This is a genomic window from Nocardioides sp. NPDC023903 (assembly GCF_040639295.1).
GTDB lineage: Bacteria > Actinomycetota > Actinomycetes > Propionibacteriales > Nocardioidaceae > Nocardioides.
The window spans coordinates 1-19993 of the sequence record NZ_JBEZZS010000026.1 but is presented as its reverse complement, the minus strand read 5'-3'; the positions used below and the strand labels follow the sequence as shown (position 1 = coordinate 19993).

Here is a 19993-nt window from a genome sequence, read left to right as displayed (position 1 = left end):
ACTTTAGAGGTTCCGCGAGCGGAGGCGGCCGTCGGTCACCGGGATGAAATCACTCGAACCCGATCGCCTTCAGGAATTCCTTCCAGGTCAGACCGCCCGTCGTGGCGCCGCGCTCGGCCTCGGGGGTCGCGCTCGGGCTGGCACTGGGCACGCCGGAGTCCTCGGGCAGCGACGGGCTCTCGCCGGGCGTGCTCGGCAGGGTGGGAAGGTCCGAGGAAGGCGTCGGCACCTGCGGCACGTCAGGAGTCGTGGGCGGCGTGGGCACCTGGGGTACGTCGGGAGTCGTGGGCGGCGTCGGCACCTGCGGCACGTCCGGCGTCTCGGAGGGCGTCGGCTCCGGTGTCGGAGTGGGCGTCGGCTCCGGCTCGGCGGTGCCGCTGGTCGAGGCGGTGTTGTTGCTGGTGTCGGCGTCCTCGTAGCCGGCGGGCACGATGCTGGCCTCGAAGGTCCAGGTCGCGCCCGACATCGGGATGAACGAGACGTGGGCGGCCTCGCCGTCACCGGAGAGCGTGCACTCGTAGGTGACGGTGCCGTTCACAGGCATGGTGGCGAAGGGAGCGCCGCAGGCCGACCAGGCGAAACCAGGTCCGAAGTAGGGCGAGGCCACGCCGGTCATGGTGATCCGGAGCGTCGTCGACCGGTCGCCGGCAGCCTCGGGGAGGCCGTCGACCGAGACGACGACGTCCTCGTACTCGTGCAGGTCGGACACGCCCGGGATGGTGAAGACCCCGCCCATACCCGATTCGTGACGGTGGCTAACCCCGACTTTTGGGTCGTGCTTCGGAGCTTGCTCGAAGGTCACCTCCACAGCACCGACGTCCTTGCCGCCGTGGCCATCCGAGATCCGATAGGTGAAGGTGTCGCCGGCCCCGTCGTAGCCGGCGGTCATCGTGTAGACGACCTTGCCGTCGACGATCTCGGCCGTGCCGTGCGCGGGCTTCTCGACGATCTCGACCAGCTCGAGGGTGTCCTCGTTGTCGTCGGCGTCGTTGGCGAGCACGTCGATGGTGGTCCTGGCGCTCCCCGGCTGGTTGCCGTTGCCATTCCCGTTGTTGCCCTCGCCGTTGCCGTTGCCGTCGGTCACCGTCGCCGTGGCGGCGTCGTTGACCGCGTCGGGGTCGGCGTTGGGCGTGGTCACGTCGACGGTGCCGGCGACGTCGCCGCCGTTGCCGTCGGTGAGGACGTACTCGATGGTGTCGGTGCCCCGCCAGCCGATGTCGGCCTGGTAGGTCACCGTGGTGACCGGCTCGCCGGCCATCCGCAGACCACCGAAGATCGCGCCGCTGACGCTGCCGCCCCTACCGCCCGGCGACGACGTGCCGCCGATGGTGACCGTGCCGTGGGCGGGGGAGGCGACGGTGGCCTCCTTGACCGAGAGCGGGTCGCCGTTGGCGTCGGTGGCTCCCTCGGTCAGGTCGATGACGGTCTTGCCGCCGGGCTGCCCGCTCACGGTGGAGAGCGGTGTGGCGATCACCGGTGCCTGCTGCGTCTGGGCGGGAGCCGTGTCGGCGGGCTGGTCGGCCGGCTGGTCGGCGGGAGGCGGCGCCGCTGCCGGCGGTGCCGCAGGGTTGTCGGCCGGAGGTGCGGCCGGGTCGGCCGGAGCCGGAGCAGGGTCTGCCGGTGCCTCGGCAGCAGGCTCTTCGGCCGCCGGCACCTTCGGGGCCGGGTCGCCGCCGGTGAGCACGAGCCCCGCGGCCACGGCCGCAGCAGCCGCGACACCGGCACCCGCACCGACCGTACGTCCCACGGGATCGCCCAGCACCCAGTCCCGGACCCGCCCGAAGAAGAGCACCACGCCACCCTTGGCGGCGACGCCACTTCCGACGGCGAGGTAACCCGCGCCCGCGGCGCCGAGCAGGGCCGGAGCGAGCCAAGCACCCATCCCGGAGTTGACCTCGGTGAGCTCGAGGTAGATCGCGGTGCACGGACGGCAGTCCTGCAGGTGGTCGTCGACCTTCGTCGAGTCGCGCTTGGACAGGCCGTTGCGGATGTAGGCACCCAGGTTGGCGCGCGTGGTGGCGCAGGCCTCCTCGCCGGCGTCCTGCGCGTGCATCGAGATGAAGGCCTGCTTGAGGCCCTCGCGAGCCCGGTAGGCGAGGGCGGAGACCGAGTTGGCCGACATGCCGAGCATCGGCGCGATCTCGGCCGGCTTCTGGCCCTCGACCTCGGTGTGCCACAGCACCTGCTGCCAGCGCTCCGGAAGCTGCTGGAACGCCTTCGCGGCGGCCTGGTTGTCGAAGCCCGACACCGCGGTGTCCTCGAAGGGCACGCCCGGGTCGAACGGCGTCAGGTCGTCGGTGGTGGTCAGCTTGGAGGCGGCGCGGATCTTGTCCACATGGAGCCGGCGCAGCGAGGTCAGCAGGTAGGCGCGGAACGCCAGGTCCGGGCCGCCGCCCCGCTGCAGCACGTTGAGCACCTTGGCGAACGCCTCGGAGACGAGGTCGTCGACGTCACCGGCCGACACCAGCTGGCGGGCGAGGCGGCGGGCAGCCTCGACATGGCGCTCGAACAGGGTCCCGTACGCATCCAGGTCACCGCCGCGGACAGCGGTGATCAGCTCGGCGTCGCCAGGGGCGTCGAGGGTAGGTAGAGAGGTGGGGGTCGATTCGCTCACAGCACCAGAGACGTTAGAAGGACGGAGGTATGACGCGGGTTGCGCCGACGGGAGACATGCGTTGTGCTAACGACTACGGAAGCCCGCACGTCACGCCCCCTCCCCGGATCTGACAACAACTTTCGCGAAACCCAGAAAATGTGGGTCGCTACCGCGTCATGGTTGCCGATTTAGTACGTCAAGTCCATGTGGGCACGCGGTAGTTCAGCGCGCGCACCACTGTATCCGTGACCCAGCAACTTCGGACAAGGAACGACACCAACGCCAGGAAACACGAGGAAAGAGGTGAGTTGTGCGGCTGTTCTCCCGAGGTCGGCGTGCGCCTGCATCCACCTCGCCTGAATTCAGAGAGCTCTCCGACGAGCAGCGTGCGGCGCTCCCGCCGCGGTTCGAGGCTGTCGCGGAGGCGCTCGCCGAGCGCAGCAATTACGTCGCCGAGGCCTGCTGGGTCGCCGGCCATGACCTCGCGGAGTCAGGTGTGTCCCTCGGGGAGAGCCTCGAGGACCTGCGGATGACGACCCAGGCCATGGATGATCGCGACCCGGCCTTCGTCGAGGTGCATGCGCTGTCCGTCGCCTGGAGCGAGGCGACGCTCGGCTACCTGCACACCATCTCCTGCGCCGACCCGCTCACCGGTCTCGCCACCCTCGCGCACCTGCGCGAACGCATCTCGGACCTCTACCGGGAGGCCACCGCGCGCAGTCACGCGCTCGTCGTCACCGACGCCCACCTCCCGGGCGCCCCCGGTGGGAAGACCGACAGCATCGCCACCGCCCGCCGGATGTCGCTGCTCGGCCAGACCGCTCGCACCGTCTTCGCGACCGCGGCCGCCGTCGGTCAGGTCGGCCACAGTCGGATGGTGGTGGTCGCCCCGCGTGACGAGACGCTGGTCAAACGGCTCGGGCTCCTCAAGCGGATGGTCGAGCACAGCGCCGACCGGATCTGGATCGAAGGGCTCCCGGAGAACGACCGGTCTGCGGGCATCCTGCTCGACGAGCTCGCTCGCGGAGCCTAGAAATACCTCCGAACACCACTGCCGCGCGGCGCTAAGGTGAACGTATGTGCGGTCGTTACGCGTCCAGCCGCCAACCCGACGAGCTGGCCGAGGAGTTCGAGATCGATGAGCTGCGCCTGCAGGAGCCGCTCACCGAGAGCTACAACGTAGCCCCGACCAACGATGTCTATGCCGTCGTCGAGCGCCCGCCGCGTGAGGACGACGCCTCCAGCGAGCGCCAGCTCCGTTCCGTACGTTGGGGCCTGGTCCCGTCGTGGGCCAAGGACGTCAAGATCGGCAACCGGATGATCAACGCCCGGATGGAGACGGTAGGAGAGAAGCCTGCCTATCGCCGGGCCTTCGCCAAGCGCCGCTGCCTGCTGCCGGCCGACGGCTACTTCGAGTGGTACGCCACCGAGGCCAAGGACGCGAAGGGCAAGCCCCGCAAGCAGCCCTACTTCATCACTCCGAAGGACGGGGGAGTGCTGGCGATGGCCGGGCTCTACGAGCTCTGGCCCGACCCCGCCAAGGACGAGGACGACCCCAGCCGGTGGCTGTGGAGCTGCACGGTGATCACCACCGAGGCGGAGGACTCCCTGGGGCGGATCCACGACCGGATGCCGCTCATGGTGGAACGCGAGCGCTGGGACCAATGGCTCGACCCGGCCCGTCCGGGTGACCTGGATCTGCTGACCCCGGCGGCGCCCGGCCGGCTGGAGGCATACCCGGTCTCGACGCTGGTGAGCAACGTACGCAACAACGGCCGCGAGCTCGTCGAGCCGCTGCCGCTCGAGGAAGCCTGGGGATGACATGGGTGGAACCACGACGCAGATGATCGACACGCCCTACGGACAGGGGCGGCTCTACACCCGCCGGGCGCGGCGACCACAGGCGACGCTGCTGCTCTCCCACGGTGCCGGCAACGGCATCGACACCCACGACCTGATGGCGCTCAACGACGCGCTGCCGGCCCAGGGGATCACCGTGGTCCGCTTCGAGCAGCCCTGGCGGGTCAAGGGGAAGCCGGTGGCCACGCCGCCCAAGTCCCTCGACGCGGCGCTGACCCTGGCTGCCAACTGGATGCGGGTGCGCACTCCGCTGGTGGTCGGAGGCCGCTCCGCCGGCGCCCGCTCGGCGGTCCGTACGGCGCGCGGCTTCGGCGCCGCGGGTGCGCTCTGCCTCGCCTTCCCGCTGCACCCGATCGCCAAGCCGAGCATCTCGCGTGCCCACGAGCTGCTGGAGTCCAGGGTGCCGACAATGGTGCTGCAGGGCACCCGGGACAGGTTCGGCAAGCCCGAGGAGTTCCCGGAGGGGATCGAGGTCACCCCGATCCCGGGCGCGGACCATTCCCTGATCGTCGGCAAGCGTGGCCCGATCACGCAGGCCGACGCCGACGCGATCCTGGTCGAGTCCACCCTGGAGTGGCTGGTCCGCGAGGTCATCGTCTAGCCGGATCTGGGCGATTTCAGGGCGGGCCATGCGTGGCGGCGCTAGGTTTTACAACGTGGTAAACGCTCCTCGACTGCGCAGCCGGGACTGGTTCGACAACCCGGCCAATCCTCCGATGACAGCGCTCTACATCGAGCGCTACATGAACTGGGGCGTGACGCGCGAGGAGCTTCAGTCGGGCAAGCCCATGATCGGCATCGCGCAGACCGGCTCGGACCTGTCGCCCTGCAACCGGCACCATCTCGGGCTGGCTCAGCGCGTACGCGACGGGATCCGGGAGATGGGTGGGATCGCGTTCGAGTTCCCGGTGCACCCGATCCATGAGATGGGGAAGCGGCCGACGGCGGCGCTGGATCGCAACCTCGCCTACCTCGGTCTGGTGGAGGTCCTCTACGGATATCCGCTCGACGGGGTGGTGCTGACGACGGGATGCGACAAGACCACGCCGGCCTGCTTGATGGCGGCGGCCACGGTGAACATCCCGGCGATCGTGCTTTCGGGCGGGCCGATGCTCAACGGCTGGCTCAAGGGGGAGCGCATCGGTTCGGGCACGATCATCTGGAAGGCGCGCGAGATGCTCGCTGCCGGGGAGATCGACGAGGCGGAGTTCACCGAGCTGATCGCATCCTCGGCGCCGTCGCCGGGCCACTGCAACACCATGGGCACCGCAGCCACGATGAACAGCCTCGCCGAGACTCTCGGGATGAGCCTGCCCGGATCGGCTGCGATCCCGGCGCCGCACCGTGATCGCGGCCGGATGGCGTACCTGACCGGCAGGCGCATCGTCGAGATGGTGCACGAGGACCTCAAGCCCTCCGACGTCCTGACCAGGGACGCGTTCGAGAACGCGATCGTCGTGAACTCGGCGATCGGTGGCTCCACCAACGCTCCGGTCCACATCAACGCGATCGCCCGGCACATCGGGGTCGACCTCGGCATCGAGGAGTGGGAGACGATCGGGCACCGCATCCCGCTCCTGGTCGACATGCAACCCGCAGGAAGGTTCCTCGGTGAGGAGTTCCACCGCGCGGGCGGGGTGCCGGCCGTCGTCCACGAGCTGATGCGTCACGGGCTGATCCACGAGGATGCGATCACCGTGAACGGACGGACCGTCGGCGAGAACTGCCGCGACAGGGTGAGCGAGGACGCCGAGGTGATCCGCGGCTTCGACGACCCGCTCATGGAGCAGGCCGGCTTCATCGTGCTGACCGGAAACCTGTTCGACAGCGCGATCATGAAGACCAGCGTGATCTCGGACGAGTTCCGGGAGCGCTACCTCTCGGACCCCGAGCACCCGAACGTGTTCGACGGCCGCGCAATCGTCTTCGAAGGGCCCGAGGACTACCACGCCCGCATCGACGATCCCTCGCTCGAGGTCGACGAGCGGTGCATCCTGTTCATCCGGGGTGTCGGCCCGATCGGCTATCCCGGCTCGGCCGAGGTCGTGAACATGCAGCCACCCGCCGCGCTCATCGAGCGCGGTGTGCACTCGCTGCCGTGCGTGGGCGACGGCCGCCAGTCCGGTACGTCAGGCTCGCCCTCGATCCTCAACGCCTCGCCCGAGGCTGCCGCCGGAGGAGGCCTGGCGGTGCTGCGTACGGGCGATCGCGTCCGGATCGACCTCAACACGGGAAGGGCGGACATGCTCGTCTCGGACGACGAGCTGGCCGAGCGGCGCGAGGCGCTCGGGGAGTTCCCGGTGCCGGAGTCGCAGACCCCGTGGCAGGAGATCCAGCGGTCAATGGTCGGCCAGCTCGCCGATGGCATGGTTCTCGAGCCTGCGGTGAGCTATCAGCGTGTGGTGCAGACCAAGGGCACCCCGCGCGACAACCACTGAGGAGCAGCCGATGCACCTTGTCCGATACGACCGCGGGAACGGTCCCCAGGTCGGTGTACGCAGGGACGACTCGATCACGCCGGTGAGCGGTGTCGGATCCATGGCGGAGCTCCTCGCGATGTCCCGCGACGAGCTCCGGGCGACCGTCGAGTCCGATTCGGCGGCACCGGTCCCGGTCGCGTCCGTACGTCTTCTCGCCCCGCTGGACGGGCGGGCCGAGCTGTGGTGCGCGGGGGTCACCTACGCCCGTTCGCGCAGCGCTCGGATGGAGGAGAGCGCCGAGCAGTCGGTCTACGACAAGGTCTACTCCGCACAGCGGCCCGAGCTGTTCCTGAAGGCGCCGGCCTGGCGCCTGGTCACCGACGGCGAGCCGGTCGGCATCCGGGTCGACTCCGGCCACGACGTGCCCGAGCCGGAGCTTGCCGTCGTCATCAACGCCCACGGCGAGATCGTCGGCTACACGGTCTGCAACGACATGAGCTCTCGCTCGATCGAGGGCGAGAACCCGCTCTACCTGCCCCAGGCCAAGGTGTACGCAGGTGCGGCGGCGCTCGCGACAGGCATCAGACCCGTCTGGGAGGTCCCCGACGCCACCGGCCTGGCCATCAGCCTGGTGGTCCGCCGGCGTGACCAGGAGGTGGTCGCGGCAAGGACATCGTCCAACCAGCTCGTACGTCCGATCCAGCAGCTCGTCGACCACCTGTTCGCCGCCAACGACTTTCCTGATGGTGCGGCGTTGGCCACGGGCACCGGGATCGTCCCCGACATGGACTTCAGTCTTCAGTCCGGCGACGTGGTGGAGATCGAGGTCGCGGAGGTCGGACGGCTCGTCAATCGGGTGGAGGTCGGGAAGGAGCCCTTCGGGTGGCTCAACCGTTGAGTGTCTGAGCCGTCGCGCCAGACTTCCGCGAAGAGGTCTCCGGTGTTCCGGAGGCGGTGCCGCCGGACGACTCCCGCACGATGACGTCGAAGGCGGCCTTGTGCAGCCGTGCCGGCCGCGATGAGCCCGCGCCCCACTCGATGCGCTCGACGAGCATGCTGACCGCCGTCTCCGCGATCTCCGCACGGCCGGGATCGATGCTGGAGAGCGAGGGGACGGTGAGGTTGCTGATGGTGATGTTGTCGAAGCCGATCACGGCCACATCGTCGGGCACGACGCGCCCGGCTTCGCCGAGAGCCCGAAGCGCACCCAGCCCGAGCGAGTCGGTCAGGGTGAAGATGGCGTCGAACTCCAACCCGGACGCGATCAGCTGCCGGGCCGCGTCGGCGCCGTCCTCCGGATGCCAGGGCGCGACGACGCGCTCGAGTCGGGGATCGTGCTCGATACCGGCAGCCGCCAGAGCTTCCCGGTAGCCCTGGATCCTCAGGTTCGAGGGCCCCATCACCCGGGTCTCGTCGTCCGGATGGGCGCCGATGACGGCGATCCGCTGGCGCCCCAGTGAGATCAGGTGCTCGACGGCTGCGCGGGCCGCGCTGATGTTGTGCATCGTCACGTGGTCGGTGGGTCCGCCGAAGATCCACTCTCCCAGCATGACCAGCGGGAAGTCGACGTACGCCAACAGGTCGCGGTCCTCGGTGCCGAGCCGCTCGGGGCTGAAGAGCAGGCCGTCGGTCTGGGGGAGCCCGTGGGTGAGGAGCTCGATCTCGTGCTCGCGGTCGCCTCCGAGCTGTCCGACGATGACGCTCAGTCCGCGCTTGGCCGCCGCCGCGATGACCGCATCGGCCAGCTCCGCGAAGTAGGCCTGCCTCAGCTCCGGCACCGCCAGGCCGATGACGCCGGTGCGGCCGGAACGCAGGCCGCGCGCGGAATGGTTCGGCCGGTAGCCCAGCTCGGCGATCGCCTGCTGCACGCGGGCACGCGTGTCCGGGTGCACGTTCGGGTGGTCGTTCACCACGTTGGACACGGTCTTGGGCGAGACACGGGCAATGGCCGCGACTTCGCGCATCGTGACAGCCATCGTCGCCTCGTGTTCCCTCGTGCCCCCGGTTCAGGGGCAGCCTACATCGCCTTTTTCCCTCGACGCCGCCTGCGCTTTCGGACGCTCTGTGTGGCGAATGTCACGTTCGGGTCTTGACAGCGTCTGGGCGCAGGACAAGGATATGCGCTGATTACCACGTAGTAAATCCGCTGGTGAGAGGCGTGCATCGTCGTAAACCCGCGGTGTCCCCACGCGTGGGATACCTCAGCGAAGAGGAGTCTTCATGGTCGTTCTCCGGCGGCTGCTGTACTCGCAGAGGGCGGCGCCCTACCTCTTCATCGCGCCGTTCGTGATCACGCTGCTCGCCTTCTGGATGGTCCCGCTCGTTCGTACCTTCCTGCTGAGCACCCAGGAGGTGGTGTTCGGACAGTCCGCCTTCATCGGTCTGGACAACTACCAGCGGCTCTGGGAGGACCGGCTCTTCTGGAAGGCGATGTTCAACAGCGCCCGCTACATGGTGCTGACCATCGCGCTCCTGATCCCGATCCCGCTCGTGCTGGCCGCGGCCATCAACTCCAAGATCGGCAGTGACCGCGTCAAGGCGGTCTTCAAGGCCTCGATGTTCGTTCCGGCGCTGACGTCCGTCGTCGTCGCCGGGATCATCTTTCGGCTGATGTTCGCCGAGACCGGCACCGGACTGATGAACCAGATCGTCGGGGTGTTCGGCCTCGAGCCGGTCCGGTGGCTTCGCATCGACACCGGCGGGCTGATCGCCCTGCTGGCGCTGGCGATGTGGCGCTGGACCGGCGTCAACATCCTCTACTTCCTCGCCGGCATGCAGGCCATCCCGGAGGAGTACTACGAGGCCGCGACCATCGACGGGGCCAGCAAGCTGCAGCAGTTCTTTCACATCACCCTGCCCAACCTGACGCCGACCATCGTCTACGTCACGACCATCAGCGTGTACGGCGGTCTGGCGATGTTCCTCGAGAGCTTCATGCTCTACCGCGGCAACGCCTCGCCCAACGACCAGGGCCTGACGGTGATCGGCTACCTCTACCGGCGGGGGATCGAGCAGAACGACCTGGGCTTCGCCTCCGCGGTCGGTGTCGTGCTCCTCGTGGTCATCATGACCATCAACCTGACGTTCCTCACGCTCAGCGGAACCTTCAAGAAGGAGAGCGCGCGATGAGCGGCGAGCCGGCAACGCGTACCAGGGTCCAGCTGCCGTACTGGATCCACGGCTCGGTCCAGACCGCGCTCCTGATGACGATCGTCCTGCTGGTGCTGACCCTTGTCGTGCTCGCGCCGCTGCTGATCATGTTCGTGGCGACGTTCCAGGATGGCAACGACGTCATCCGGCGGGGACTCTCCTTCGACATCGACCTCGGCTCGCTGTCGCTGGACAACTACGTGATGCTCTTCACCGACTCCGGGCCGTACTTCCGCTGGTTCGCCAACTCGATCCTGCTCACCGTCGCGCAGGTGGCCGGGACGCTGCTGGTCAGCTCGTTCGTGGCGTACGGCTTCGCGGTCTACGACTTCAAGGGCAAGACCGCGCTGTTCATCGCCGTGCTGCTGCTCATGGCCGTGCCGTTCGAGATCATGATGCTGCCGCTGTACGTGCTGGTGAACGACGTCGGCCTGGCCGACTCCTACTCGGTGATCGTGCTGCCGTTCCTGGCCGCTTCGGTGACGATCTTCTACTTCCGGCAGTACTTCCTCGGCATCCCCAAGGATCTGCTCGAGGCGGGCCGTATGGACGGCGCCACGGAGTTCGGCATCTTCTTCAAGATCGTGGTGCCGGTGGCGAAACCGGCGTTCGCGGCGATGGCCATCCTCAACGGGATGATCATCTGGAACAACTTCCTCTGGCCGCTGCTGGTGCTGCGTTCGGAGTCGAAGTTCACCCTCCCGATCGGGCTCAACACCCTGCTCACCCCGCATGAGAACAACTACGAGCTTCTCATCATCGGATCTTTGTTCTCGCTCCTTCCCGTCCTGCTGCTCTTCCTGCTGTTCCAGCGGTTCTTCGTCGCTGGGATGACGGCCGGGGCGCTCAAGGGGTGACCCCTTGCACAACCTCACAGATGGAGAGAACCAATGACGACAACGCGGAGATTGACCTCGCTCCTCGCCGCAGGACTCGCCGCGACGCTCGCGCTGAGCGCCTGCGGCGGCTCCGAGGACGAAGGCGGACCTGACGCCCAGGGCCGCACCAGCATCGACATGTGGGTGTTCGCCGAGCTGCACGGCACCTACTACGAGGCGATGGCCGAGGAGTGGAACGAGAAGAACCCCGACAAGGAGATCAAGCTCGACGTCACGGTCTTCCCGTACGACGAGATGCACAACAAGCTCCAGCTGGCGGTGAACTCCGGCAAGGGGCTCCCGGACGTCGTGGACATCGAGGTGAACAAGTTCTCCAACTTCGTCACCGAGGACGGGCGTACGCCGCTGGCGGACCTCTCCGAGGCCGCCGAGCCGTACAAGGACGACATCGTGCAGGCCCGGATGGACCTGTATGCCCGGGAGGGGAAGCAGCTCGGCTTTCCGACCCACGTCGGGGCTCAGGTGGCCTTCTACAACGTCCCGTTGATGGAGAAGGCCGGTGTCGACTACAAGACCATCGAGACCTGGGACGACTTCAAGGCGGCCGGCGCCAAGTACAACAAGGCGACCGGCAAGGCGTTCGGCGTCGCCAGCACCGACACCAACATCGTGCAGCCGCTGGTCATGGCGCAGCTCGGCGGCAACCTGTTCGACGAGGACGGCAACGTCACCGTGAACAGCCCGGAGGTCGTAGAGGCGATCGAGCTGCTGCAGGAGATGCAGAAGGCCGGAGCGATCTCGACCATCCCGGGTGGCAGCCCGGACATCGAGGAGGCCTTCGGTCCCATCAACAACGGCGACTACGCGGCCATCGTCTACCCGGCCTGGTACACCTCCCGTTTCGTCGACTACATGCCCGACCTGGCCGGCGACGTCGCGATCGCACCGGCGCCGGTCATCGAGGGTGGTGAGGTCGCCACGATCGGTGGCGGCGGCACCGGCACCGCGGTGATCGACAGCTCCCCGGACAAGGAGTTCGCCACGGAGTGGCTCGCCTTCGCGAAGCTGTCGCCGGAGGCCAACGTCGCCGTCTGGGAGGAGCTCGGCTTCGACCCGGTGAACATGTCGGTGTGGGAGGACAAGGAGGTCACCCACAACCCGGAGAACAAGTTCAACAAGTACTTCCGGACCAATCTCTTCGACGTGCTCAACGAGGTCAAGGGCGACATCGGCCACTTCGAGTCCTTCGAGGACCCGAACCTGCCCAAGGTCGACGAGGTGTTCACGACCAGTACGTACAACCAGATCTTCGGGGACGGCGTCCCGGCCAAGGAGGCGCTGGACCAGGCGCAGGCCGATCTGGAGAACGAGCTCAAGTAGATGGCATCGATCCCGGGCGCCAGCGGTCGCCGGCGCCCGGGACGCCGCTGCCCGGACCAGAGAGGAACCCATGGAGAACGGCAAGCTGACGATCGATCCGGCGTTCACCGTCGCCCCCGTCAACAGGAGGATCTTCGGGTCGTTCGTGGAGCACATGGGGCGCTGCGTCTACGGCGGCATCTTCGAGCCGGAGCACCCGACGGCGGACGGCGACGGCCTGCGAGGTGACGTACTGGATCTCGTACGCGAGCTCGGGGTGACCGCTGTTCGCTACCCCGGGGGCAACTTCGTCTCCGGCTACAAGTGGGAGGACGGAGTGGGGCCGCGCGACCAGCGGCCGACCCGCCTCGACCCTGCGTGGCGGACCATCGAGACCAACGCGTTCGGTCTCAACGAGTTCATGACCTGGGCGAGGAAAGCCGGCATCGAGCCCATCATGGCGGTGAACCTTGGGACGCGCGGCCTGCAGGAGGCGATCGAGCTGTTGGAGTACGCCAACCACCCCGGCGGAACCGAGCTGTCCGACCGTCGTGTCGCGCACGGCGCCGTGAAGCCGCACGACATCCGGATGTGGTGTCTCGGCAACGAGATGGACGGTCCCTGGCAGCTGGGCCACAAGACGGCCGAGGAGTACGGGCGTCTGGCCAAGGAGGTGGCTGGTGGCATGCGCCAGTACGACGCCGACCTCGAGCTGGTCGCCTGCGGCAGCTCGGGCCGCTCGATGCCGACCTTCGGTGCGTGGGAGGCGACGGTGCTCGAGCACACCTACGACGTCGTCGACTTCGTCTCGGCGCACGCCTACTACGAGCTCGAGGGCGACGACGTCGCCAGCTTCCTCGCCTCGTCGGTCGACATGGACCTCTTCATCCGGGAGGTCGTCGCGACCGCTGACCACGTCGGGGCGAAGCTCGCCTCGCCGAAGCGGATCAACATCTCCTTCGACGAGTGGAACGTCTGGTACCTGAAGAAGTTCCAGCAGGAGGGCACGTCGAAGGAGTGGACCTCCGCCCCTCGGCTCAGCGAGGACGCCTACACGGTGCTCGACGCCGTCGTCGTCGGTTCTCTGCTCATCACGCTGCTCAAGCACAGCGACCGGGTGACCGCCGCCTGCCAGGCCCAGCTGGTCAACACCATCGGCTCGATCAGGTGCGAGCCGGGCGGGCCGGCATGGCGGCAGTCGATCTTCCACCCGTTCGCGCTGACCGCCCGGTTCGCGCAGGGAGAGGTGCTCGAGCCGCGGGTGGTCGCTCCGACGATGGCGACCGCCAAGCACGGCGACGTCTCCGTCCTCGACTCCGTGGCGACCTACGATCCGGAGAACGGCCGCGTGGCGGTGTTCGTCGTCAACCGGCACGCGTCGGATTCAGTGGCCTTCTCCACCGATCTGCGCCACTTCGGCGGCGTGGACCTGGTCGAGGCGACGGTCCTGGCCGACGAGGACCTGTTCGCGGTGAACAGCATGGAGGATCCCGACCGGGTGGTGCCGAAGGCGTACGACTCGGCGAAGGTCGTGGGTGGCGCGCTCGAGGCCGAGCTGCCACCGGCCTCGTGGAGCCTGTTCGTCCTGCAGACGTCCTGACGCAGCGGTCGGCCGGGTCCTCGGACAGCAGGGAATGTTTGGCGGCCGTCGCGGCGTTCACGCAACATGACCATTCTGCTCGAACGCCCGGTGGCGAATATGTCGCCGATGAGCGCCCCGATGGTCGCGCGCGTACCCTGGGACGTGATGAGCGACAACAACGATGAGGTCGTCGACCTGGCCACCGAGACTCCCGAGGAGCGCGCGCTGCGCTTCGAGCGGGACGCGCTGCCCTTCCTCGACCAGCTCTACTCGGCGGCGATGCGGATGACCCGCAACCCGTCCGATGCGGAAGACCTGGTGCAGGAGACGTTCGCCAAGGCCTACTCCTCCTTCCACCAGTTCAAGCCCGGCACCAACCTGAAGGCCTGGCTCTACCGCATCCTCACGAACACCTTCATCAACACCTACCGCAAGAAGCAGCGCCAGCCGCAGCAGTCGATGTCCGAGGACGTCGAGGACTGGCAGCTGGCGCGGGCCGAGTCGCACAGCTCGACCGGTCTGAAATCCGCGGAGATGGAGGCGCTCGAGCACCTGCCCGACTCTCAGGTGAAGGACGCGCTGCAGCGCCTCCCAGAGGAGTTCCGGCTCGCTGTCTACCTCGCCGACGTCGAGGGATTCGCCTACAAGGAGATCGCCGAGATCATGGAAACCCCGATCGGCACCGTGATGTCGCGGCTGCACCGCGGCCGGCGCCAGCTGCGCGATCTTCTCTCGGACTACGTCCGCACCAACGACCTCACCGGCGCTCGTGGAGGTGCGTCATGAGTGCCCACAAACATGACGCGTCACCGACCGACTGCGCGGACTTCCTCGAGCAGATCGTCTTCCTGATCGACAACGAGCTCACCGCGGCGGATGCCGACCAGGTCAAGCATCACCTGCAGAGCTGCAACCCCTGCCTGGAGACGTACGACCAGCAGCGCATCGTCAAGGCGGTCGTGGCGCGCTCGTGCACCGAGGTCGCCCCGGGCGACCTGCGCGCGAAGATCATGGTCCAGATCCAGGAGCTCCGCACGAGGTCCTGACCCGGCGCCGAGTCCTCAAACAGACCCAGACGCGACGAGAGCCCCAGCCGAATCGGCTGGGGCTCTCACGTCATTTACAGCTGTGTTCAGCTGTTGGGGCGCTTGCCGTGGTTCGCGCCCTTCTTGCGGCGCGCGCGGCGCTTGCGGCCAGTCTTGCCCATGATGATCTCCTCCATTGGGGTACGTGGACCCCGAGGGGCCTCGGCACAGTCTCTCAAACCCAGGTGCGGGAGGGCGAATTCAGGTCAGGTACGTCGCGTTCGACTTCTTCAGCGCGGCGACGACGACCAGCAGCAGGTCGCCGCGGATCTGCGGGATGTCGTTGCTGAGCGCGAGCTGGATGTAGAGGGCCCGCAGGAACGCCTCGGCGTTGCCGGTGAGCAGGAACGGGTCGCGGTCGGGCGTCTCCGGGGTGGCGGTGGCGACGGTGACGATCCGGTTGATCCACGGCTCCATGATGTTGAGCGGGACCAGGTTGCGGCGAAGCACGGACATCGTGGCGGCCGCCAACCGGTCGGGCTCGCCGTGAGCGTAGATGGTGTCTCCGCGGGCGAGGACCCGGTCGGCGACCACGTCGAGGATCACCGTCAGCTCGGGCTTGCCGAGGTGGGCGGAGGAGGCCAGGGTGCCCAGCGCGTCGGCGCCGCGGGCGACAGCGTGCGCCCAGCCACGCTCCGGAACGAAGGCGCGCAGGTCTCGCTCGCGCAGCAGCCAGGTGGCGATCCGGTCGCCCCACTCCAGCACCTTCTCGGCCCGCACCAGCGAGCGGGCGTTGTCGCGGGCGATGCACTGGGCCAGGGCCTCGACCGAGGAGGCCCGGCGGAAGACGCCGTTGTTGCCGGAGTCACCCAGCCCGACCACGAGGCCGGCGGCCATCCCGTCGCCCAGACCTCCCAGCAGGTCGTCGTAGACACCGCGCTGGATCCACGTCGACAGGGCCGGCACGGCCAGTCCGCTGCGTACGTCCGGGTCTGGATCACCGAGCATCCGGGTGAGCTCGATGGTGAGGTCACCGAGGGGCCGGTCCGTGGGTACGGCGAGACCGGTCGAGTGAACCTCCCGCCAGTACGCCTCCGACATGGGGAACATCCTGCCAAACCCGGCCACGCGCCGACCACCGACCCGCGCAATGCCCTACCAAGGTCTACATCTACGCTGTCCGCGTGCCCACCCTGAGTGAGCTTGCCCAGAGCCACACCGACCTCGACAACGAGGACGTCGGCTGGCTTCAGCTGCTCATGGCCGACTGGCAGATCCTGGCCGATCTCTCCTTCGCCGACCTGGTGCTGTGGTTGCCGGACAAGTCCGGGAACGGCTTCTGGGCGGCCGGTCAGATGCGTCCCACGACCGGTCCGACGGCCTATGTGGACGACATCGTCGGCATGTTCGTGCCGAAGGGACGTCACGCCACCCTGGACGACGCCGTCGACGCCGGCCGGCTCGTTCGTGAGGGTGACCCGGAGTGGCGCGATGACCTCCCGGTGCGGGTCGAGACCATCCCCGTACGCCGCGCCGGCCGCATCATCGCGGTGCTGAGCCGCAACACCAACCTGCTCGGCGTACGCACGCCCTCCAAGCTCGAGCTGTCCTACCTGCAGACCGCCGCCGATCTGACCCAGATGGTCGCCAACGGCTACTTCCCCGCGGTGGGGCAGCGCAGCGACCACACCGACACCCCTCGCGTCGGGGACGGGTTCGTCCGAGTGGACGCCGACGGTGTCGTCGACTACGCCAGCCCCAACGCGCTCTCGGTCTTCCGCCGGCTGGGGCTCTCCGGCGACCTCGCGGGCCAGTCCCTGGCCGGGATGACCCGGGCCCTGGTGCCGCCGCGCAAGCGCCCCGACGAGGAGACGCTGAGCGCTGTCCTCGGCGGGCGGGCCCACCGCGACACCGAGATCGACACCGGGGTGATGGCGATCATCATGCGCTCGATCCCGCTGCGGCCGCGTGGCGAGGCGATCGGTGCGCTGGTGCTGCTGCGCGACGTCACCGACCTGCGCCGACGCGATCGTGAGCTCGTCACCAAGGACGCGACGATCCGCGAGATCCACCATCGAGTGAAGAACAACCTACAAACCGTGGCCGCGTTGCTCCGGATGCAGTCCCGCCGGGTCGACTCCGGTGTCGCCCAAGATGCGCTGAACGAGGCCGTACGGCGTGTCGGATCCATCGCACTGGTCCACGAGATCCTCTCCCAGCAGGCCGTCGAGGAGACCGTCGAGTTCGACGAGATCGCCGACCGGCTCGCGTTGATGGTCGGGGAGGTCACCTCGGTCGGCGTCCCGGTGCGGGTGCGCCGTGAGGGCTCGTTCGGATCGCTGCCCTCGGAGGTGGCCACGCCGATGGCGATGGTCGTCACCGAGCTGCTGCAGAACGCAGTCGAGCACGGCTACCGCGGCAGCGGCCCTGGCGATGCCGAGACGGGCAAGATCGTGATGTCCGTACGACAGCAACCCGCCGGGCATCTCCGGGTGACCATCGAGGACGACGGTCATGGACTACCCGACGGGTTCAGTCTCGACACATCGACAAACCTTGGGTTGTCGATCGTGAAGACTCTCGTCGAAGGCGAGCTCGGGGGCCGGCTATCGTTGGGGCCCCGGCCTACTGGCCATGGGGCGAGAGCTGCTGTCGAGCTGCCGTTGGAGCTCTAGGTGGATCGCTAGGGGTTGATGGCCTCTAGGGCTTGGTCAGACGGCGGTGCGGACACGGGAGCGGGCGTTGCGGCGCTTCAGCGCACGACGCTCGTCCTCGCTAAGTCCACCCCACACGCCGTGGTCCTGACCGGCCTCAAGAGCCCACTGAAGACACTGCTCCCGGACGTCGCAACGCCGGCAGACCTGCTTGGCTTCCTCGATCTGGAGGATGGCCGGACCGGTGTTTCCGATGGGGAAGAACAGTTCCGGGTCTTCATCGAGACAAGCCGAACGGTGGCGCCAATCCATGGCTGGGTAGACCCTCTTTCTGACGTAGGATGGGCAAGGCCCTGGTGGTTCGAGACCCTGCGAGTCGGCACGTGGCGGGGATGTGTGAATGTCTTCACGTGCGTGCTGGTCTCTAGAGTTCCAAGAAATGGACGCCGAAACAACCCCTAACCAGTGTCTGGTTCGTCACCGGACCGTAACACTCAGTCTTCCTGGGGCTAGACAATTCGGTAACGCGGTGAGTTACCCGCAAATCCGGTGGTGTATGCTACTGCGGATTTTCTGACGCTTGGCGAGGGTTCTAGGCTGCTGAGGTGACCGCGCCGCATCGCCCCTGGACCCTCCTGCTGACCGTGCTCGCCGCAGGCGTCGAGACCGCAGCGATGCTGATCTGGGGAGCGCTGGAGTTCGTACGCATCCCCGGCGCCGCATCGCTCACGACCGCGATCGCGGGCGGCCTGTTCTTCCTGCTCTGCGCCGCCGGCATCGGCTGGTGTGCCGCCATGTTCTGGCGGCTGGAGTCGTGGGCGCGGGCGCCGCTGGTGCTCGTCCAGCTGATCGTGCTCGGCCTGGCCTGGAACCTGCGCGACGACCTCGCGATCGCGGGTGGACTGGCGCTGGTCGCGGTCGTCGCCCTCGTCGGCATCTTCGCGCCGCCGAGCATCGCCGCGCTCGAGGAGCGCCCGGGCGTGTCGCCCGACGACGCGCCCTAGTCCTCCTCCAGCGCCTTGCGGAGCTGGGCGAGCGAGCGGTTGAGCAGCCGGGAGACCTGCATCTGGGAGACCCCGAGCTCGGCGGCGATCTCGGTCTGAGTCTTGTTGCGGAAGAACTTCAGCATCAGCACCTGCTTCTCGTGGGCGGAGAGGCTGTCGAGCACCGGCTTGATCGACTCCCGCACCTCGACGTCGTCCAGGCGCAGGTCGTGGGCGGTCAGCGAGTCGAGCATCGGTGAGGTCTCGTCGCTCTCGGAGTCGAGGGACAACGCTGCGTACGCATTGCTGGACTCCAGGCCCTCGATGACGGTCTCCAGGCTGACCCCGAGCCGGGTGGCGAGGTCGCGGGCCGTGGGGGAGCGGCCGAGCTCCTGGGAGAGCTCTGCGGTGGCGTCGCGGAGGTTCTGCTGCAGGTCGCGAAGGCGGCGCGGGACGCTGACGGCCCACCGGCTGTCGCGGAAGTAGCGCTTGATCTCGCCGAGGATCGTGGGCACGGCGTACGTCGAGAACTCCACGTCGCGGGAGAGGTCATAGCGGTCCACGGCGTTGAGGAGGCCGACGACGCCGACCTGGACGAGGTCCTCGTGCGGCTCGCCGCGGCCGTAGAACTGGGAGGCGCAGTATTCGACCAGCGCCATGTTGAGGTGGACCAGCTCGTCGCGAACGCGGGTCCGTTCTGGGTCGGTCAGGTCTGGCCCGGCGAGGGTCCTGAAGAGCTCGCGGGAGCGTGCGCGGGCGTCATCCACCTCGCTGGAGCTCCTGGACCTCGACGACCGAATCGTCTCCTGCGCCATGTCAGCGCGCGGCTCCAAGCGGGGTCGCTCCCGCGACCAGGGAGATCCTGAGCTGATCACCGTCCGGGGTGGCGGTGACCTCCCTGGCCAGGGTGGTGAGCACCTGCCAGGCGAAGCTCTGCTCGTCGATCTCCGCCACGGCATCGCAGGTCGTGGTCACGGTGACCCCGATGGTGTCCTCGCCCAGGTCGAAGACGACGTCCAGGTCGGCGGCCTCCGCGGCGCACTCCAGACAGATCGCCGCCGCCTCGCTGACCGCCATCCGCAGGTCCTCGATTTCCTCGAGCGTGAAGTCGAGGCGCGCGGCGAGCGCGGCGGTCGTCGTACGCAGCACGGAGACGTAAGCACCTTCTGCGGGAAGGCGCAGCTCGACCTGGGGCATCTGGGTTTGTCAGTCCTTCTGTGGGAGTCCCGACGATTATGCAACGAGACCTCTCTCGCCGCGCCGTTAACGCACCACAGCCGCTCCGGGAACGGAGCGGCTGTGGCGTACGGGCTGATCTAGAGAAGGCTCAGGCCTTCTTCGTCGCCCAGAAGATCTCGGCGATCTCGTCGATCTTGGCGAGGAGCTTGTCGGCGACCTCGAGGTCGAGGGTGCCCTTGGTGCCGGAGGCTCCGGCCAGCTTGGTGGCCTCGTTGACGAGGGTGTGGAGCTGGGGGTAGGCCTCGAAGTGCGGGGGCTTGAAGTAGTCGGTCCACAGCACCCAGAG

20 protein-coding genes are annotated in these 19993 nt (G+C 67.9%); 13 read left to right on the top strand and 7 right to left on the bottom strand.

Going from position 1 to position 19993, the window contains the following annotated elements; all coding sequences use genetic code 11:
• Positions 1–49: 49 nt before the first annotated feature.
• Positions 50–2614: a sigma-70 family RNA polymerase sigma factor gene (locus tag AB0F44_RS22255; protein WP_357358858.1), complete on the bottom strand. Its 2565-nt coding sequence runs from the start codon at positions 2612–2614 to the stop codon at positions 50–52.
• A gap of 292 nt (positions 2615–2906) precedes the next feature.
• On the opposite strand from AB0F44_RS22255, the gene AB0F44_RS22250 reads away from it, so the two are divergent.
• Genes AB0F44_RS22250 through AB0F44_RS22230 form a run of 5 tightly spaced genes read left to right on the top strand, consistent with a single transcriptional unit; the run spans position 2907 to position 7774 of the window.
• On the top strand, positions 2907–3629 hold the full coding sequence (locus tag AB0F44_RS22250) for a hypothetical protein (RefSeq protein WP_357358857.1): 723 nt from the start codon (positions 2907–2909) through the stop codon (positions 3627–3629).
• Between the two features lie 44 nt (positions 3630–3673).
• Positions 3674–4417 carry an SOS response-associated peptidase gene (locus AB0F44_RS22245; RefSeq protein WP_357358856.1) on the top strand — a complete coding sequence of 248 codons (744 nt, stop codon included), beginning with the start codon at positions 3674–3676 and terminating at the stop codon, positions 4415–4417.
• A 1-nt stretch (position 4418) separates the two neighbouring features.
• Entirely contained in the window at positions 4419–5057 is a 639-nt protein-coding gene (locus AB0F44_RS22240) for an alpha/beta family hydrolase (RefSeq protein WP_357358855.1), read from the top strand.
• Positions 5058–5112: 55 nt separating this feature from the next.
• Entirely contained in the window at positions 5113–6894 is a 1782-nt protein-coding gene (locus tag AB0F44_RS22235) for an IlvD/Edd family dehydratase (RefSeq protein ID WP_357358854.1), read from the top strand.
• A gap of 10 nt (positions 6895–6904) precedes the next feature.
• Positions 6905–7774 (top strand): fumarylacetoacetate hydrolase family protein, encoded by an 870-nt coding sequence (locus AB0F44_RS22230; protein WP_357358853.1) that lies wholly within the window; start codon positions 6905–6907, stop codon positions 7772–7774.
• Here AB0F44_RS22230 and AB0F44_RS22225 read toward each other — a convergent pair.
• Positions 7764–8852 (bottom strand): LacI family DNA-binding transcriptional regulator, encoded by a 1089-nt coding sequence (locus AB0F44_RS22225; protein WP_357358852.1) that lies wholly within the window; start codon positions 8850–8852, stop codon positions 7764–7766. The genes AB0F44_RS22230 and AB0F44_RS22225 overlap by 11 nt on opposite strands.
• 244 nt (positions 8853–9096) lie before the next feature.
• On the opposite strand from AB0F44_RS22225, the gene AB0F44_RS22220 reads away from it, so the two are divergent.
• The 6 genes from AB0F44_RS22220 (at position 9097) to rsrA (ending at position 14852) form a co-directional block, all read left to right on the top strand.
• Complete coding sequence (locus AB0F44_RS22220) at positions 9097–10005, top strand: sugar ABC transporter permease (RefSeq protein ID WP_357358851.1); 909 nt, start codon at positions 9097–9099, stop codon at positions 10003–10005.
• A complete protein-coding gene (locus AB0F44_RS22215) occupies positions 10002–10883 on the top strand; it encodes a carbohydrate ABC transporter permease (protein WP_357358850.1) in 882 nt (293 codons plus the stop codon). The genes AB0F44_RS22220 and AB0F44_RS22215 overlap by 4 nt, the downstream gene beginning before the upstream one ends.
• A gap of 33 nt (positions 10884–10916) precedes the next feature.
• Positions 10917–12245 carry an extracellular solute-binding protein gene (locus AB0F44_RS22210; RefSeq protein WP_357358849.1) on the top strand — a complete coding sequence of 443 codons (1329 nt, stop codon included), beginning with the start codon at positions 10917–10919 and terminating at the stop codon, positions 12243–12245.
• A gap of 70 nt (positions 12246–12315) precedes the next feature.
• Positions 12316–13824, top strand: a complete 1509-nt coding sequence (locus AB0F44_RS22205) for an alpha-N-arabinofuranosidase (protein WP_357358848.1) — start codon at positions 12316–12318, stop codon at positions 13822–13824.
• Between the two features lie 120 nt (positions 13825–13944).
• The gene (locus tag AB0F44_RS22200) at positions 13945–14592 is read left to right on the top strand and encodes a sigma-70 family RNA polymerase sigma factor (RefSeq protein WP_350659898.1); all 648 of its coding nucleotides are present in this window, start codon (positions 13945–13947) and stop codon (positions 14590–14592) included.
• Positions 14589–14852 carry a mycothiol system anti-sigma-R factor gene (gene rsrA / locus AB0F44_RS22195; RefSeq protein ID WP_357358847.1) on the top strand — a complete coding sequence of 88 codons (264 nt, stop codon included), beginning with the start codon at positions 14589–14591 and terminating at the stop codon, positions 14850–14852. Before AB0F44_RS22200 ends, rsrA begins: the two co-directional genes overlap by 4 nt.
• Before the next feature lie 240 nt (positions 14853–15092).
• On the opposite strand, the gene AB0F44_RS22190 is transcribed toward rsrA, so the two are convergent.
• Complete coding sequence (locus AB0F44_RS22190) at positions 15093–15932, bottom strand: DUF2785 domain-containing protein (protein WP_357358846.1); 840 nt, start codon at positions 15930–15932, stop codon at positions 15093–15095.
• An 83-nt stretch (positions 15933–16015) separates the two neighbouring features.
• On the opposite strand from AB0F44_RS22190, the gene AB0F44_RS22185 reads away from it, so the two are divergent.
• Positions 16016–17506 carry a histidine kinase N-terminal domain-containing protein gene (locus AB0F44_RS22185; RefSeq protein ID WP_357358845.1) on the top strand — a complete coding sequence of 497 codons (1491 nt, stop codon included), beginning with the start codon at positions 16016–16018 and terminating at the stop codon, positions 17504–17506.
• A 36-nt stretch (positions 17507–17542) separates the two neighbouring features.
• On the opposite strand, the gene AB0F44_RS22180 is transcribed toward AB0F44_RS22185, so the two are convergent.
• Positions 17543–17797, bottom strand: a complete 255-nt coding sequence (locus tag AB0F44_RS22180; protein ID WP_008362075.1) for a WhiB family transcriptional regulator — start codon at positions 17795–17797, stop codon at positions 17543–17545.
• Positions 17798–18090: 293 nt separating this feature from the next.
• On the opposite strand from AB0F44_RS22180, the gene AB0F44_RS22175 reads away from it, so the two are divergent.
• A complete protein-coding gene (locus AB0F44_RS22175) occupies positions 18091–18489 on the top strand; it encodes a hypothetical protein (protein ID WP_357358844.1) in 399 nt (132 codons plus the stop codon).
• Here the strand turns inward: AB0F44_RS22175 and AB0F44_RS22170 are convergent.
• The 3 genes from AB0F44_RS22170 to AB0F44_RS22160 form a co-directional block, all read right to left on the bottom strand.
• Positions 18486–19235: a SigB/SigF/SigG family RNA polymerase sigma factor gene (locus AB0F44_RS22170; RefSeq protein WP_357358843.1), complete on the bottom strand. Its 750-nt coding sequence runs from the start codon at positions 19233–19235 to the stop codon at positions 18486–18488. The genes AB0F44_RS22175 and AB0F44_RS22170 overlap by 4 nt on opposite strands.
• Before the next feature lie 49 nt (positions 19236–19284).
• Complete coding sequence (locus AB0F44_RS22165; protein ID WP_357358842.1) at positions 19285–19665, bottom strand: anti-sigma factor; 381 nt, start codon at positions 19663–19665, stop codon at positions 19285–19287.
• Positions 19666–19795: 130 nt separating this feature from the next.
• On the bottom strand, positions 19796–19993 hold a 198-nt coding region (locus AB0F44_RS22160; protein ID WP_357358841.1), incomplete at its 5' end, for a superoxide dismutase [Ni].